We start from the raw sequence: 16,365 nt of genomic DNA on the forward strand, positions 1-16,365 counted from the left end.
TCTCCCCTGTGTCAGACGGGAAAAGCAAGGACCGTGAAGGGGAGTGGACAGCCGTGGGCGTGAGCAGGGAACACGACGGCGCGATGGTCGAGGCGGCGCGGCGGGGCGACCAACATGCACAGGACGAGCTTGTCGCCGCGTATCTGCCGCTGGTGTACAACATCGTGGGCCGGGCGCTGAACGGGCATGCCGACGTCGACGACGTGGTGCAGGAGACCATGATCCGCGCGCTCGGCGGTCTCGGATCGCTGCGTGACCCGGACGGCTTCCGGTCCTGGCTGGTGGCCATCACGATGAACCAGATACGCGGCCACTGGCAGAAGCACCGTGCCGTGCCGGCGAGTTCGGGTCTGCAGGACGCGTACGACCTGGCCGACCCGGGCGCGGACTTCGTGGACCTGACGATCGTGCGGCTCGGTCTGGAGGGTCAGCGGCGGGAAGTGGCGCAGGCCACCCGGTGGCTGGATGCCGAGGACTGTGCGCTGCTGTCGCTGTGGTGGCTGGAGGCTGCGGGCGAGCTGGGGCGGGCCGAGGTGGCCGCCGCGCTGGAGCTGTCGCGGCAGCACACCGCGGTGCGCGTGCAGCGGATGAAGGCGCAGTTGGAGACGGCCCGGGTGGTGGTACGGGCGCTGTCCGCGGTGCCCCGCTGTGTGCTCCTCGACGAGGTGATCTTGGCCTGGGACGGCATCCCGTCGGCGCTGTGGCGCAAGCGGATCGCGCGGCACGCGCGTGACTGCACGGTCTGTTCGGGGTTCGAAGCAGGACTGGTGCCTGCCGAGGGGCTGCTGGTGGGCTTCGGCCTGGTGCCGGTGGCGGGGGTGCTGGGGGGTCTCGCGGGCCTGGGCCTCTTCGGGGGTGCTGGGGCGCCCAGCGAGACGGCGGTCTTCGGCACGGTCGGCCACGCGGCTCCGGTCGGCCACCCGGGCGCGGGCCTGCACAGGGGCATGGCGGGCCACACGGGCGCTGGCGGAGGGTCCGGAGCACCTGGCACCGGCGCCGCCGTCATCGGGATGGTGGGCGGAGGCCGGCTGCACGATCGCCAGAGCCGCCGAATACAAAGCCGAACCCAGACGCGGCGGCGTGCTACTGCCGTGGCCGCCGCTGTCGCCCTGCTGGTCACGGGAGGCACGGTCGCCGGGATGACCATGCTGTCGCCGGACGAGGAGCGGGATACGGTGCGGTCGGCGTCCGCCGCCGAGTCGGAGTCCGCAACGCCCTCGGCACCCGCCACCTCCTCGTCGCCCACTGCCACGGCGTCCCCATCCCCCTCGCCGAGCAAGTCCGCCTCGCCGAGTCCCAGCGCGTCGCCCAGGAAGTCCTCTCCGGCGCCGACCACCGCCAAGCCACGTCCGATGCCGCCGAAGCAGCAGCCGAAGGCCAATCCCGCGAACACCCCGGCCGAGAAGGTCCTGGCGATCGTCAACGCCGAGCGGGCCGAAGCAGGCTGCCGGCCCGTGAAGCTCGACGACCGCCTCGCCCGCGCCGCCCAGCTGCACAGCGAGGACATGTCGGCCAACCACTACTTCGACCACCGCAGCCAGGACGGCCGCAACTTCGCCGACAGGGCCCGCGCACAGGGCTACACGTCCCCCGGCGCAGAGAACATCGCCCGCGGGCAGAACTCCGCTGAGCACGTGATGGAGTCGTGGATGAACTCGCAGGGCCACCGCGACAACATCCTCAACTGCTCCCTGACCACCATGGGCCTCGGCCTGGTCACCGACGACTGGACCTGGACGCAGGTATTCGGGTTCTAGTCCGCTGCACGGTCGTCGATACTCTGCTCCTGAATTCTGAACGGCGTCCAGTATTCCTCACACGCTTCAACCGGCCATGGCCCAACGAGCCCACGACGAAGTCTCTGCATAAGCTGTTGGAGTGCACCGGATTCCCGAAACGGCGGAACGGTTTCACACATCCCGATCCGTCCCGAGATATTCCGGGGGTCCACGTCAGGCCAAGCAGGCCCGCTCGGGCCGGAAGGGCCCGCCATGGACGAATACGCGCTGATCGAGAACCACGGTCTGATCGGGGACCTGCAGACCGCAGCACTGGTTACCACCGAGGGAACGATCGACTGGTACTGCTGCCCGCGCTTCGACTCTCCGAGCGTATTCGGCGCTCTGCTGGACCGGCGCAAGGGCGGGCACTTCAAGGTCGCCCCGGTGCACCGGACCTATGCCACCAAGCAGCTGTACCTGCCCGACACCGCCGTCCTCGTCACCCGGTTCATGACCGAGGCGGGAGCGGGCGAGGTGATCGACTTCATGCCGGTGACCGGGCAGACGGCCACCCGTCGCCACCGGCTGGTGCGCATGCTGCGATGTGTGCGGGGAAGCATGACGTTCGACGTGGACATAGCTCCGCGATTCGACTACGGCCGTACCCCGCACGAGCTGCGCATCACCGAGAACGGGGCCGTATTCGCCACTGACGGTACGGAGCTGACGATCCACGTCGTCCGCGAACCGGATGACCCACGCCTGGGGAACATCCGCATGACCGACCAGGACCTGCAGTTCTCACTCACCCTGGAGGCCGGCCAGCAGCGTGGCGTCGTCCTGGAGTCCGCCGCTGACGGCCCGCCCCGGGTGATCAGCGCCGCCGAGTTCCAGCAACTCTTCGACGATGCCGTCCGGTACTGGCGCCTCTGGCTACGCCAGTCCCGCTACTCCGGCCGATGGCGGGAGGCGGTGGAACGTTCGGCGGTGACGCTGAAACTGATGACCTACGCCCCCAGCGGAGCCCTGGTGGCGGCACCCACCGCCGGGCTGCCGGAGCAGCTGGGAGGCGAGCGGAACTGGGATTACCGGTTCACCTGGATCCGGGACGCCTCCTTCTCCGTGTACGCCCTCCTGGGGCTCGGCTTCACCGAGGAGGCAACAGCGTTCATCGGCTGGCTGCGCGACCGGGTCCAGGAGAAGTCCGGCAGTGACAGCGGCACGGGGCCGCTCAACATCATGTACCGGGTCGACGGTTCCGCCGATCTCAGCGAGGAGGTCCTCGAACACTGGGAGGGATACCAGGGTTCAAGTCCGGTGCGGATAGGCAATGGTGCGGCGACGCAGCTTCAACTCGACATCTATGGCGAGGCGCTGGACAGTATCTACTTCGCCCATCAGCGCGGCATCCAGCTGGGTCACGGCGGCTGGACGTCCTTGCGCACGCTTCTCGACTGGCTCTCCGATCACTGGGACGAGGCCGGAGAGGGCCTGTGGGAGACCCGCGGAGGCCGCAAGCACTTCACCTACGGGCGGGTGATGTCCTGGGTCGCCTTCGACCGGGCGGTGCGGCTCGCCCGTGCAAGTGGCAGGCCGGCCGAACTCGAGCGCTGGAGCAGCGAACGCGACAGGATCTACGCGCAGATCCTGACACGGGGCTGGGACTCCGGGCGGCGCGCCTTCGTCCAGCACTACGGCAGTGACGTGCTGGACTCGTCGCTGCTGCGCATGCCCACCGTCGGCTTCATCACCCCGGACGACCCCATGTGGATCTCCACACTGGACGCCATGGACCAGGAGCTGGTGTCCGACAGTCTCGTGTACCGGTACAACCCCGAGGCGTCGCCCGACGGCCTGCGCGGCTCCGAAGGAACCTTCTCCCTGTGTACGTTCATGTACGTCGACGCACTCGCGCGGGCCGGACGGATCGACCAGGCCAGGCTCGTCCTCGAGAAGATGCTGACGTACGCCAACCACCTCGGCCTGTACTCCGAGGAGATCGACCTGACCGGGCGGCAGCTGGGCAATTTTCCCCAGGCCTTCACGCATCTCGCTCTTATCGACGCGGCCATCACCCTGGACGCGGCCTTGAACCGGGCGGGCGGAAACGGGACTTCGGCTCCGCCGGGTGCCACGTAGCGGATCCACCCCCTTCTCCGACGGTCACTTGCCGGTGCTCGGGTCGCCGTGCACCGGCATCGCCGGCGCGGGGCCGAGGAGCACGACACTGTCCCCTGCGGCCGCAATGGGTACGTGAGCCTCAGTGACGGGGTCCAGCCGACCGTCGGCCCGCACCACGAAAAGAGTGCTGCGCCCGGACGGTGGGGCATCCCCGGCGGACTCCACGGCGAACCGGGCGCCTTGCTCGTACCACTCGGCCAGCGTGTGGCGGACCAGTCCCCGGCCGAAGAGGATGTCGCCGCCCGTGTAGGGGGCCAGGACGGCATGACTTTCGTGGGGCGGGCCGACACGGTAGACCCGGCCCTCGGCCATGTCCCGCACGACGACCGAGGCGAGCGCATTGAAATCGTCGTCTTCGGTGAGCAGGAACACTGCGGTGACCCCCTCGAGCCGCGCCTCGGGGTCGGTCGCCGCCGCCAGTAGCTCACCCGGCGCAAGCTCGATCCCGGCCCGGCTGATCGACTCCCGCTGCTGCTCCTGTCCTGCCCACATCAGCACGTCGAGCCCCGCGGAGCGCAGGGCCCTCCCCAGGTCGATCACCCATGGATCGCCCCCCACCAGCAGAGGCCGTGCACGTGCCGATCTGACGACTCCGAGTCGCTCGGCCACCGGCCCGGCAGTCAGCCCGTACAGCAGGACCGTCCCCACGATGACAAGGAAGGTGGTCGGAAGGATCTTGGAGGCACCGTCCAGCCCCTTGTCGACGAGGCTGGCGGAGAAGGTCGACGCGGTAGCGGCCGCGACGATGCCGCGCGGGGCCATCCACCCGAGGAAGGCACGTTCCCCTCCGGTGAGGCCCATCCGGTGGGTGGAGGCGTAGGCAACGAGCGGCCTCACCAGGAGCACGAGGACGGCGATGAGCCCGAGTGAGGGAAGGAGTACGGGCTTGAGGGAGGCCGGGGTGACGGTGGCCGCGATGGAAATGAACAGCAGGCCGATGATCAGCTGGACCAGCGTCTCGAAGAAGGGCCTGCGTGTGGGCATGTCGAAGCCGCGGAGGTTGGTGACGGCCAGCCCGGCGACGATCGCGGCGATGAGGCCTGTGTCGTCGCGGACGATGTCGCAGCCCGCCGACACGGCGATCACTGTGGCCAGTTGCGCCAGCGTGCCGAGCGTCTCGCCGAGGCGAAGAGTGCGCAGCGTCAGCCACAGGAGCGCGGTTCCCACCACGCCCCCCACCAGGCCTACGGCCAGGCTGATGAGGAGCTGTCCGAGCTGGAATCCCTTACCGATTTCGATCTGGCTCGCGGCGATGGCGTGGAAGACGAGTGCCCCGAGGATGCCGCCGATCGGGTCGATCAGCGACCCTTCCCAGATCAGGATGCGCCGCATCTTTTCCGTCGGCCGCACATGCTCGAGCAGCGGACCGACGACGGTCGGACCTGAGACGACGAGGATCACGCCCAGCATCACAGCCACCTCGAGTGGCATGCCGAACATTACCGGGGCGATTCCTGCGGTGGCCGCCCAGGTGATGACCACACCGAGCAACAGCAGCCTGACCACGACCCCCCGGGTGCGACCGGCGAGATGTCGTAGGTCGAGTCCGAGACCGGCGTCGTAGAGGATCACCGCCACGGAAAGCGACACCAGAGCGGAGAAGTCCGGCCCCAGCAACTGGTCCGGGTGGATGACGTGGGTCAGGGCGCCCGCGGTGAATCCGGCCGGCAGCAGCACGATCAGGGCGGGGATGCGCAGCCGGCTCGCCAGGATCTGCGAGCCGACGGCGAGGACGACGGTCAAACCGATGCCGAGGAGGATCTCGTCGTCAGTCACAGGCGTCTTGGGCCGTACTCATGAGGGAGTGGCGCTGGGCGACCCCCAGGCTTGCCGCCAGCCGTAGAGGCAGATGGCGATGAGCACCTGTCGGCCTCATGTCGTGGGCCCCCAGGGGGTGAGGCCCCAACGGAGCACGTGCTGGGCGCCCGGGCCCAGAGCGGTCACCGCTCTGCCGCTGCGGAAGGCGTCCGCCGGGCAGGACATGGCTTCGACGGCGATACCGCGGCGTCGCCGCTCGGGCTCGGGGAGCGTGTCGCCGGTGTACACCTGTACGAATCCGGTGCCTTCGCCGAGCCATACGTCGATCCCGTGTTGTCCGGAGGGATGCGCCAGGCGGACGACTGCGCGACCGGAGGCGTCCCGGTCGAGTTCGGTGAACGCCGTATCCAGCGGCTGCTCGCCGATGGGCCGGGGTGCCCGGAAGTCATAGGGCGTGCCCTGGACCGGTTCGCTGCCGACCGGCAGACCTTGCTCGTCGGTGCGCAGCCGGTACCGTGCGGGCACGGTCAGCAGCGCTTCGTCCACCAGGTCGGTTCCCACCGTCAGGTAGGGGTGTTGCCCTGCTCCATAGGGTGCCACCGCCTCCCCCAGGTTCGTCGCGGTGACGGCGACAGCCAGCCCCTCGGGACCCAGCTGGTACTCGGCGGACACTCCCAGAAGGAAGGGGTAGCCGGGCTGCGGGAAGAGTGTGGTGCCCGTCGTCACCCGGTCCTCCTGCTGGTCGAGCAGCCGCCATGCCGACCAGCGGAGCAGACCGTGGATCGCGTTGCCACTGTCCGGCTCGGTCGGCGGAAGTTGCAGCTCCTGTCCCTTCCAGGTGTAGCGGCCGCCGCCCACCCTGTTGGGCCAGGGCACGAGGAGTTGTCCACGGCCGCCGGTAATCCGCGTGTCGGCGTCGAACCCGTCCAGCACCGTTCGCGCACCCACCGCGTAGTGGCGGAGCGCGCCGCCCAGTTCGACCACGACGGCGGTCTGGTCGCCGTAGCGCATCTGCCACTGGGCGCCCGTTGCGTTCCGGCTCATCCGCCGCTCCTTCCTTACGGTCCCGCTCGCCCCCGCGGTCCCGCTGCGCGCCGCCCTGCCCAATCTCGACCATCCAGGGCCGGCTCGCACTTCAGCGGCTTCGGAGCGGGCCCGCGCGGCCCTATGCGCGGCCCCCGGCCAGGTCCATCAGGCGGGCCAGCACCCGGCCGCCCGAGGCGGTGACGCCGTCGTGCTCCCATTCATTGGTGACCCAGACACGGGTGGCACCGACCTCGCGCGCGGTGCGCAGGGAGAGTGCGGCGTCCACGTACATGTCGTCGTGGTAGACGATCGCGGCGAGGGGGACCCGGTTGTCGGCGAGGCGCTGGACGTCGTACAGCGGCGGCCAGTCGGCACGTTCGGCCAGCAGGTCGGCGGCGTCCGCGAAGGGGCGCAGACCCGTGATGTCGCGGAACATCCACGGGTAGATCATTTCTCCGGTGAGGAGGAGCGGATCCGCGTCCTCGGCGAATTCGGGGAGGCCCGCGAGCGCCCGCGAGGCGGCCCAGCCGCTCGAACCCGCGCCCTGGCCGTAGAGCGTCTCCTGCATCACGGCGAACAGCGGATTGTCGGTGAAGCCGGTGAGGGCCATCACCTGGTGGAGGAAGGTGTCGCTCGGCTCGCCGTCGGCATCCAGGGATTCGTCGAGCAGCCAGTGGATCCGCTCGAATCCGTCGCCCATGCCGAGGGCGAGTCCGAGGGTGCGCAGGCGGCGGGTGGTGAGGCGGTCTCCATTGGGCAGATGGACCTCGGTGGTCGCGAGGAGATCGGCGATCTTGCGGAGGCGGGGGGCGTCGTCGGGGTAGCGGGCGTAGAAGTCGAGAACGCGGTCCCGCACCCGCGGGTAGGTGCGGGCGTACACGTCGTCGGCGGTGGCGGTGAGTCCGGCCAGGCCACCGGTCACGTAGCAGGCCCGCAGTCCCTCGGGCGCCTGGGAGAGGTAGGTGAGGGTGAGGAAGCCGCCGTAGCTCTGGCCGAGTGTCTCCCAGGGCTGTTCACCGCAGAGTTGACGGCGGATCAGTTCCGCGTCGGCAACCACGGAGTCCGCACGGAAGTGGCTCAGATGCGCGGCGAGTTGGGCGGGGGAAGCGAAGCGGGCGGCGGACCTGGCGGTGACGGGGGTGGAGCGGCCGGTGCCGCGCTGGTCCAGCAGGAGCACCCGGTGGGTCTTGAGCGCCTGGGGCAGCCAGCTGGGTGAACCGGCCGACGGACGGGGTGACTTGCCGCCCGGGCCGCCCTGCAGATAGAGCAGCCAGGGAAGTCCCTCGCCGACGCGGGCCGGGTCGACGACCTCACGGGCGAAGACCTGGATGTCCGGCCCGCCCGGGGCGGAGTGGTCCAGGGGGACGGTGAAGACGTGGTCGACGGTCGCGTACGCGGGGTTCATGGATCCCTTTCACAGCCCAGGGGCGCGGCCTGACGTATGACGTGTGACATTGCACCGATCAGCATGGGACGGCCGGCTGCCGGCGGGGAGCCCCCAGGTCCGCATAACTCCACGTTATGAAGGGCTGTGCCCCCGGCTCAGCCGAGGGCTGTCCTCGGCTCAGCCGCGGCGGGCGGACTTCGCCGCGGCCTCGCTCTTGGCCCAGAGGGAGCGGACATGGCCCAGGTGCTTGGCCATGCACTTCTCCGCTCCCTTCGCGTCGCCGGCGAGCATCAGGTCGAGGAGTTCCAGGTGTTCCTCGGCGGAGGGGATCAGCCCGCCTCGCTCGTCGAGGGCGGTGAGTCCGTACAGGCGGGATCGCTTGCGCAGGTCGCCGACGGTTTCGACGAGCCTCTCGTTGCCGGAGAGGGCGAGGAGCGAGAGGTGGAACTGCCGGTCGGCCTCCAGGTAGCCGATGAGGTCGTGGTCTCGCGCGGCCCGGACGATCTCCTCGGCGACCGGCCGCAACGCCTGAAGTTCCTCATGAGCGGCGGACCGGGTGATCCGGCCGACCGTGGGGATCTCGATCAGGGCACGGATCTCGGTGTACTGGTCGAGATCGCGCTCGTTGACCTCGGTGACCCGGAACCCCTTGTTGCGGACGGGCTCGACCAGGCCCTCCCGGGCCAGGTCGAGCATCGCCTCGCGCACGGGCGTCGCGGAGATGCCGAAGTCCTCCGCGAGCCCCGGCGCGGAGTACACCTCGCCCGGCCGCAGTTCGCCGGAGATCAGGGCGGCCCGCAGGGCGTGGGCGACCTGGTCGCGCAGCCGCTCGCGGGTGGCGTTGAGGTCGCGCTGCTTCAGGTGACCCATAACGGTGGTGATCCCTTCATCCCGGAGCCGATCACCACCGTACAATGTCACGTGGTTTTCACAGGTGACAGGGTGTACGTGCGGCTGGAGGTGTAGAACTCCAAAGCCGCGTGACCCTGTTCGCGCGGCCCGTGGCTGGAGGCCTTGGCGCCGCCGAAAGGCAGGTGGAAGTCGACGCCGGTGGACGGGGCGTTGATCCGGATCATCCCGGTGTCCAGCTGATCCAGTCCGTTCAGGGCCGTGTCCAGATCCGCGGTGTGGACCGAGGTGACCAGGCCGTACGGGACCGAGTTGGTGATCCGTACGGCATGGGCGAGGTCGTCGGCGGGCAGCAGGGTCGCGATGGGCCCGAAGACCTCCTCACGCAGCAGCCGGTGGCCCGGGGACACCTTCTCGACCAGGGTCGGGGCCGCGTACCAGCCCGGGCCGTCGGGCACGGTGCCGCCCGCGAGTACCGAGGGTCCGCCCCAGGCACTGCTGACCTGATCGCGAGCACGTTCGTCGATGAGCGGTCCGCACACGGTGGACGGGTCGGCCGGGTCGCCGACCTGGACGGTCCGCAGCGCCTCGGAGAGTGCCTCGCGCAGCGGGTCGATGGCCGCGCCGACGGCGATCACGCGGCTGGTGGCGGTGCACTTCTGGCCCGCGTATCCGGCGATGGAGGCGGCGATGTGGGCCGCGGCCTGCTCGATGTCGGCGTCCGGAAGGACGAGAGCAGCGTTCAGGCCGCCCATCTCCGCCTGGACCGGGATGCCCCGGGCCGTGGCGCCACGTGCAACTGCCTGGCCGACGGCTGTCGAGCCGGTGAAGGAGACGACATCGGCGGCGGAGACGAGGGCGTTGCCCTCGGTCGCCCCGCCGGGCAGCACGGTGAACTCCCCTGCCGGCAGGCTCTGCTGGACGATCTCGGCCAGGCGCTGCGCACACGCCGTCGCTTCCGGAGCGGGCTTGAGGACGACCGCGTTGCCCACCGCGAGCGCCGGGGCGGCCTTCCAGCTCGGGATGGCGAAGGGGAAGTTCCAGGGTGTGATGAGGCCCGCGACGCCGTGCGGGCGCCGACGGGTGAGGAGGAGTCCGGGGCCGGCGGCGGGTTCGTGGACGGCGCCGGTGGGTTCGTACGGGGCCTGGGCGTAGTACCGCCAGATCGCGGCGGTCCGCGCGACCTCGGCGCGGGCCTCGGCGAGCGGCTTGCCCACCTCGCGCACGGCGAGTTCGGCAAGCTCGTCCGCAGCGGCCTCGATGCCGGCGGCGACCGCGGTGAGCGCCGCCGAACGGGCGGCCGCGCCACCGATCAGCCAGCCGGGCTGGGCGGCACGGGCCCGCTCGACGGCGTCAACCGCCGCGAACGCGCCCGGAGTCGGGATGTTGACGAGTATGTCGGTGGGGTCGGCCGGGTTACGGGAGACGAGGCTGGTCACAGGAGGAAACCTCCGGGGAAGGGGTCGTCCGGATCGAGGGTGTGGGAGTCGACGGCGTGGAAGACGTGGCGGGTACGCATGCGTGGGCTCCCGTGGTCAGTGGTGACCGTCGGCGACGGCCTTCTCGGTGGCGGCCCGGACTCCGGCCTCGATCTCTCCCGTGAGCGGAACGCGCGGCGGGCGGACCGGGCCGCCACGGCGGCCGGCGATGTCCATGGACAGCTTGATGGACTGGACGAACTCGACCTTGGAGTCCCAGCGCAGCAGCGAGTGCAGGGACCTGTAGAGCGGCAGGGCGGTGTCGAGGTCGCCGGCGACGGCGGCGTGGTAGAGCTCGGCGCAGCTGGCGGGGAAGGCGTTGGGATAGCCGGCGATCCAGCCGACCGCGCCGGCCAGGGCAAGCTCCAGCAGGACGTCGTCCGCGCCGATGAGCAGGTCGAGTTCCGGGGCGAGTTCGGCGATCTCGTAGGCCCGGCGGACATCGCCGGTGAATTCCTTGACCGCGACGATGTGCCCGCCGGCGTGCAGCTCGGCCAGCAGCGCGGGTGTCAGATCCACCTTGGTGTCGATGGGGTTGTTGTACGCGACGACCGGCACCCCGGCCTTGGCGGTCTGGGCGTAGTGGGCGCGGACGGCCTGCTCGTCGGCGCGGTAGGCGTTCGGGGGCAGCAGCAGGACCGAGCCGCAGCCGGCTTCGGCGGCCTGCTCGGCCCAGCGGCGGGCCTCGGCGCTGCCGTAGGCGGCGACACCGGGCATCACCCGCGCGCCGTCGCCCGCCGCCTCGACGGCGGTACGGACCACCCGGGTCCGCTCCTCGTCGGTGAGGGTCTGGTACTCGCCGAGCGAACCGTTCGGCACGACGCCGTCGCAGCCGTTCTCGATCAGCCAGGCGACATGCTCGGCGTACGCGTCGTAGTCGACGGACAGGTCGTCACGCAGGGGCAGCGCGGTGGCGACCATGATCCCGCGCCAAGGGCGGGTGCTGTTCCAGGAGGTGGCGGTCATGCCGGTAGCCTTTCTGTAATGTGTGACATTTTACTGGTGGGGATGCGGCGCCCACAAGGGGGCGGACCGCGGGTCAGTGGCCGGCGGCCGGGGCGGTATCGGGCCGGATCTCGGCGGGCCCCGTCTCGGCGGGCTCTTCGAGCGAGGCGAGTGCCGAGAGCGGGACAGGCACGGCGAACGGACGGCGTTCAGCGGATGGTTCCACGTCACCCTCACGGGCCGCGAGGCACGCTACGGCCGTCCCGCACATACGCCCCTGGCACCAGCCCATACCGGCCCGGGTGAGGAGTTTGACGGTACGTGCGTCCCGGGCCCCGAGGTCGGTGACGGCTTCGCGGATGCTTCCGGCGGATACCTCCTCGCAGCGGCACACGTCCGTGTCGTCGGTCAGCCAGCCCGTCCAGCCCGGTGCCGGGGCATGGGCGAGGGTCATCGCGTCGGCGAAGGCGCGCATCCGGTCCCGGCGGCGTTGCAGCTCGCGGACGCGCCCCTCGCGGATGGCATGCCCGTACAGTCTGGCGGCTGCCGCCAGACCGGCCAGCTCCCCTTCCGCGCGGGCGAGTTGCGCGCCACCGACTCCCCCGGTCTCCCCCGCCGCCCACAGGCCACGCACCGAGGTTTCCTGAAGGCCGTCCAGGGCCAGGGCGGATGTCCCGTCAGCCAGCGGGCGGGTGGCGCAGCCGAGTGCGGTGGCCAGTTCGATCTGCGGGGCCAGGCCGTGCCCCACAGCGAGCGCGTCGCACTCGATCCGCCGGCCCGCCTCTCCTGCGGGACGCCAGTCGCGGTCGAGCCGGGCGACGGTGACGGCCTCCACCCGGTCGGCGCCATGCACCTGGGTGATCGCGCTGCGCAGCCGCAGCCGCACCCGGTGCCGCAGCAGAGCCGCACCGTGGACCGCCGCCTCCGCCAGCTTGTGCGGGTTGGTGACGAGCGCACCGGGGCGGCGGGCGTACCGCAGATAGCCGGATGCCTCGACCACGGCCGGCACTCGCGCGCCCGCGGCGGCCAGCGCTGAGGCGACCGCGAGCAAGAGGGGGCCACTGCCCGCCACGACAACGCGCTTACCGGGCAGCACCAGGCCGGACTTGAGCATGGCCTGCGCCCCCCCGGCCCCCACGACACCCGGCAAGGTCCAGCCGGGAAAGGGCAGTTGGCGCTCGTACGCCCCGGTCGCGAGCAGGACCGTACGGGCCCGCACCCGCGCCGACCGCTCCGCGGTGCCGTCGGCCCCGGTGACGGCGTGCACCGCCCACAGACCGTGGTCCTCCTTGGTGACCGCCCAGACATGGTGTCCGGACAGGTGGCTGACGTCGCTCTGCTCCAGACGTCTGCGCAGTTCGGCGAAGGCAGCCCAGTCGTGGTGCAGGGCCTCGGGCCGCGCCGCCGCCAGGCTGGGCGCCGGATGCCGGTAGAACTGTCCGCCGTGCTGCGGCGATGCGTCCAACAGGGCGACGGACAGGCCGAGTTCAGCGGCGGTGACGGCCCCCGCGAGACCGGCCGATCCCGCTCCGATCACCACGAGGTCGTACGGGTCAGACGCTGAGGCGGGCATGGCCGTGTCCCTCCTGGGTGGTGATCACGTCGCCGGGACGGGCCGGCACCAGACAGGCCCTGCGGTTGGGCTCCCCGTTGATGGTGGCGAGGCAGTCGTAACACTGCCCGATGCCGCAGAAGACACCCCGCGGGCGGCCGGCGTTGCGCGTGGTGCGCCAGGCGAGGATGCCCGCGGACCACAGGGCTGCGGCGACGGACTGCCCGGGAAGGGCGGTGAGCGGACTGCCGTCCATCGTGATCTCGAACGACGGGCCGGGGTTCGCCCCGACCAGGTCGGCGGGGGTACGGGCCACTGCGGGCCTCCTCTCGTAGCAGATGGGTCAAGCGGCGGATTCGAAGCGGCCGGGATGGAACGGGCCCATGTCCAGCGGCAGTTCACCGCCGTCCAAGGAGCGCGCGACAAGCAGCCCGGTGGCCGGGGCAAGCCCGATCCCCGCGCCTTCGTGACCGCAGGCGTGCAGCAGGCCGGGCACTCGCGGATCGGGGCCGATGGCAGGGAGATGGTCGGGCAGGTAGGGGCGGAACCCCACATACGTCCGCATCGCCCGTACCCCGGCCAGCACCGGGAACAGTGCGGTGGCCTGCGCCGCCAGGCGGCGCAGCACCTCGGTCGACAACGTGACGTCGAAGCCGACCCGTTCCCGGCTGGCACCGATCAGGACCGGGCCCGCCGGAGTGCCCTCGACCACGGCCGAGGTCTGCAGCTCGGCGGAACCGCTCGCGACATCGGCGACATAGTCCGCCGCGTACACCTTGTGCCGCACCACACGGGGCAGCGGTTCCGTGACGAGAACGAAACCGCGGCGGGGCAGCACGGGAAGCTCGACGCCCGCAAGCCTGGCCAGTTCGCCACCCCAGGTGCCGGCGGCGTTGACCACGTACGGGGCATGCACGTCGCCGGCCACCGTACGCACCCCCCGTACCCGTCCGTCCGCCGTGGTGAGCAGGCCGGTGACCTCCTCGCCGAGCCTGAGGCGCACCCGCCCGCCGCCCTCGCGCAGCAGGTGCGCGGCCGCCAGGGCCGGCATGACCTGCGCATCCTGCGGGTAGTGGAAGCCACCCGCCAGGCCGGTGGCCAGCTGCGGCTCCAGGTCCTTCAACCGGTCCCCCGGGACTTCCTCCGACTGCACACCGGCCTTCTCCTGTCTTGCCGCGAAGTCGCGCAGGGCGCGCATCCCGGCCTCCCCGGAGGCGACGACGAGGCCGCCCTTGGGTTCGTACTCGATCTGCGGGAGCAGTTCGGCCAGCTCCCGCCACAACCCGGTGGACAGCAGCGCGAGTTCGAGTTCGGGTCCGGGTTCCTTGTCGGAGACCAGGAGGTTGCCCTCGCCGGCACCGGTGCTGCCGCCCGCGACGGGGCCGCGGTCGATGACGGTGACGGAGAGGCCGGCGCGGGCTGCGTAGTAGGCGCAGGCCGCGCCGACCACGCCCGCACCGACAACGATGACGTCGGAGGTGTTTCTCGTGGGCACGGCAGTAATATTTCACATTGCACTGACGTTGCCAAGAGGCTTCGCGCGATCCGCCCGAAACCAGGGACCCGCTGACCCCTCCAGCGGCCCCCAATTCGGACACAGGTGCGTAACGGACTCGCCAACACCTTGTCAGTGCAATTTCACATTACTATTTTACCGGTCACATTCCAGCTCTCGGCTGGCCGACTGTTCTCTCTCGGAGTGACCAGATGAACAAGCGCACCCTTACCGCCGTCGCAACCGCCCTGGCGGCGACGATCACACTCGGCGCAGCCGGCTGTTCCGGCTCCAAGCACCCGGCCGGCGGCCAAAGCACCAACGGCAAGAATCCGGCGACCGCCAACCAGGGCGCCGTGGTCGGCGGCACTCCGCAGAAGGGCGGCACCCTCACGGTCCTGTCCAACCAGGACTTCACCCATCTCGATCCGGCCCGCAACTGGGTGATGAGCGATATGGAGTTCGGGACCCGGCTGCTCTACCGCACCCTGGTCACCTACAAGGCAGCCCCCGGCACGGCGGGCGGTGAACTCGTCCCGGACCTCGCGACCGACCTCGGCACCTCCTCCAACGGTGCCAAGACCTGGACCTTCCATCTCAAGCAGGGAGTCAAGTACGAGGACGGCACGCCCGTCACCGCACAGGACATCAAGTACAACGTCGAGCGGTCCTTCTCCCCCGACCTGCCCGGCGGCGCCGACTACGCCGCCCGCTACCTGGCCGGCGCCGAGGGCTACCAGGGTCCGGCCGAGGGCAAGCACCTCGCCTCCATCAAGACGCCCGACGACCACACGATCGTCTTCGAACTCCGCAAGCCCTTCGCGGAGTTCCCCAACGCCACCGTCATGCCGACCTTCGCCCCGGTGCCCAAGGGCAAGGACAAGGGGCCTCAGTACGACAACCGGCCGTTCTCCTCGGGCCCGTACAAGATCGAGTCGTACCAGCGCGGCAAGAAGCTGGTGCTGGTGCGCAACACCAGCTGGGACGCTTCGACCGACCAGGTGCGCAAGGCGTACCCGGACAAGCTGGTCATGGTGATGGGCCTCAAGGCGAACCAGATCGACGACCGGCTGATCGCCAGCCAGGGCGCCGACGCCTCCGCCGTCTCCTGGGGTGCACTGCGGCCGGAGAGCGCGGCCAAGGTGCTGCCCGACGCGGAGGTACGCAAGCGGCTGATCGCCGAGTCGACCAACTGCACGGACATGGTCCAAATGCACACCGGGCGGGCCCCGTTCAACGATGTGAAGGTCCGTCAGGCCGTGCAGTACGCGCTCGACAGGGACTCGGTGCTCACCGCCTCGGGCGGCCCCGCCTTCAACGACCTGTCCACCGCCTACATGCCGGCCACCCTCTTCGCCGGCAAGGAACCGGACACTCTGAAGATCCCCGCGACCGGTGACGTCGAGAAGGCGAAGCAGCTGCTGAAGGAGGCGGGCAAGCCGGACGGGTTCGAGACGAAGATGACCGTCTCGACCGGGGACAAGGGGCGGGCCGAGGCGATCCAGCAGTCGCTGGGCAAGGCCGGGATCAAGGTCACCATCGAGACCGTCGACCCGTCGGCGTTCTACGCGACGATCGGCGACACCAAGAACCGCACCGACATCGCGTACACGGGCTGGTGCCCCGACTACCCGTCCGGCTCCACGTTCCTGCCGTTCGTCTTCGACGGCCGCTACATCAAGGAGAAGGGCAACTCCGGCAACCACTCGCTCTTCCGCGACGAGCCGACCATGAAGCGGATGGACGAAATCGCCGCCATGACCGACGCCAAGCAGGCCAACACCGCCTGGCAGCAGCTGGACGGCGAGATCCTCGCCAAGGCCCCCGCCGTACCGGTCCTGGTCCGCCGCTGGCCCCTGGTGCTCGGCAGCAACATCGCCGGCGCCTACGGTCAGACCTCCTTCGGCGGTCAGCTCGACTACGCCACAGTCGGCCTCAAGGACCCGTCCAAGAGCCAGGGCTGAGGGCTCGTA

Annotated in this window: 12 protein-coding genes; 3 read left to right on the forward strand and 9 right to left on the reverse strand. The window is 70.4% G+C overall.

What is annotated here, in order from left to right; all coding sequences use genetic code 11:
- Positions 1–59 precede the first annotated feature (59 nt).
- The gene (locus OG729_RS08030) at positions 60–1,757 is read left to right on the forward strand and encodes a sigma-70 family RNA polymerase sigma factor (RefSeq protein WP_405805182.1); all 1,698 of its coding nucleotides are present in this window, start codon (positions 60–62) and stop codon (positions 1,755–1,757) included.
- A 234-nt stretch (positions 1,758–1,991) separates the two neighbouring features.
- On the forward strand, positions 1,992–3,860 hold the full coding sequence (locus OG729_RS08035; protein WP_405805184.1) for a glycoside hydrolase family 15 protein: 1,869 nt from the start codon (positions 1,992–1,994) through the stop codon (positions 3,858–3,860).
- Between the two features lie 24 nt (positions 3,861–3,884).
- Here OG729_RS08035 and OG729_RS08040 read toward each other — a convergent pair whose 3' ends face one another.
- The 9 genes from OG729_RS08040 to OG729_RS08080 form a co-directional block, all read right to left on the reverse strand.
- Positions 3,885–5,678, reverse strand: coding sequence for a cation:proton antiporter (locus OG729_RS08040; protein ID WP_405805186.1), 1,794 nt, complete (start codon positions 5,676–5,678; stop codon positions 3,885–3,887).
- A 96-nt stretch (positions 5,679–5,774) separates the two neighbouring features.
- A complete protein-coding gene (locus tag OG729_RS08045) occupies positions 5,775–6,704 on the reverse strand; it encodes an aldose 1-epimerase family protein (protein ID WP_405805188.1) in 930 nt (309 codons plus the stop codon).
- Between the two features lie 121 nt (positions 6,705–6,825).
- Complete coding sequence (locus tag OG729_RS08050; RefSeq protein WP_360876345.1) at positions 6,826–8,091, reverse strand: alpha/beta fold hydrolase; 1,266 nt, start codon at positions 8,089–8,091, stop codon at positions 6,826–6,828.
- Positions 8,092–8,250: 159 nt separating this feature from the next.
- Entirely contained in the window at positions 8,251–8,943 is a 693-nt protein-coding gene (locus tag OG729_RS08055) for a GntR family transcriptional regulator (protein WP_360876342.1), read from the reverse strand.
- A gap of 47 nt (positions 8,944–8,990) precedes the next feature.
- Positions 8,991–10,361, reverse strand: a complete 1,371-nt coding sequence (locus OG729_RS08060; RefSeq protein WP_405805189.1) for an aldehyde dehydrogenase family protein — start codon at positions 10,359–10,361, stop codon at positions 8,991–8,993.
- Between the two features lie 96 nt (positions 10,362–10,457).
- Entirely contained in the window at positions 10,458–11,366 is a 909-nt protein-coding gene (locus tag OG729_RS08065) for a dihydrodipicolinate synthase family protein (RefSeq protein WP_405805190.1), read from the reverse strand.
- A 73-nt stretch (positions 11,367–11,439) separates the two neighbouring features.
- Entirely contained in the window at positions 11,440–12,918 is a 1,479-nt protein-coding gene (locus OG729_RS08070) for an FAD-dependent oxidoreductase (RefSeq protein ID WP_405805192.1), read from the reverse strand.
- The gene (locus OG729_RS08075) at positions 12,899–13,213 is read right to left on the reverse strand and encodes a (2Fe-2S)-binding protein (RefSeq protein ID WP_405805194.1); all 315 of its coding nucleotides are present in this window, start codon (positions 13,211–13,213) and stop codon (positions 12,899–12,901) included. The genes OG729_RS08070 and OG729_RS08075 overlap by 20 nt, the downstream gene beginning before the upstream one ends.
- A gap of 27 nt (positions 13,214–13,240) precedes the next feature.
- The gene (locus OG729_RS08080; protein ID WP_360868835.1) at positions 13,241–14,392 is read right to left on the reverse strand and encodes an FAD-dependent oxidoreductase; all 1,152 of its coding nucleotides are present in this window, start codon (positions 14,390–14,392) and stop codon (positions 13,241–13,243) included.
- A gap of 212 nt (positions 14,393–14,604) precedes the next feature.
- On the opposite strand from OG729_RS08080, the gene OG729_RS08085 reads away from it, so the two are divergent.
- Positions 14,605–16,356, forward strand: a complete 1,752-nt coding sequence (locus tag OG729_RS08085; RefSeq protein WP_405805196.1) for an ABC transporter substrate-binding protein — start codon at positions 14,605–14,607, stop codon at positions 16,354–16,356.
- The last annotated feature ends 9 nt before the right edge of the window (positions 16,357–16,365 follow it).

Origin of the sequence: Streptomyces sp. NBC_00210 (assembly GCF_045160975.1) — a bacterium.
GTDB lineage: Bacteria > Actinomycetota > Actinomycetes > Streptomycetales > Streptomycetaceae > Streptomyces.

Excerpts from the sequence above, each read along its gene's own strand:
- OG729_RS08035 (WP_405805184.1), top strand. The coding sequence starts at position 1,992 with ATGGACGAATACGCGCTGATCGAGAACCACGGTCTGATCGGGGACCTG.
- OG729_RS08045 (WP_405805188.1), bottom strand. The coding sequence starts at position 6,704 with ATGAGCCGGAACGCAACGGGCGCCCAGTGGCAGATGCGCTACGGCGAC.
- OG729_RS08050 (WP_360876345.1), bottom strand. The coding sequence starts at position 8,091 with ATGAACCCCGCGTACGCGACCGTCGACCACGTCTTCACCGTCCCCCTG.
- OG729_RS08055 (WP_360876342.1), bottom strand. The coding sequence starts at position 8,943 with ATGGGTCACCTGAAGCAGCGCGACCTCAACGCCACCCGCGAGCGGCTG.
- OG729_RS08065 (WP_405805190.1), bottom strand. The coding sequence starts at position 11,366 with ATGACCGCCACCTCCTGGAACAGCACCCGCCCTTGGCGCGGGATCATG.
- OG729_RS08070 (WP_405805192.1), bottom strand. The coding sequence starts at position 12,918 with ATGCCCGCCTCAGCGTCTGACCCGTACGACCTCGTGGTGATCGGAGCG.
- OG729_RS08085 (WP_405805196.1), top strand. The coding sequence starts at position 14,605 with ATGAACAAGCGCACCCTTACCGCCGTCGCAACCGCCCTGGCGGCGACG.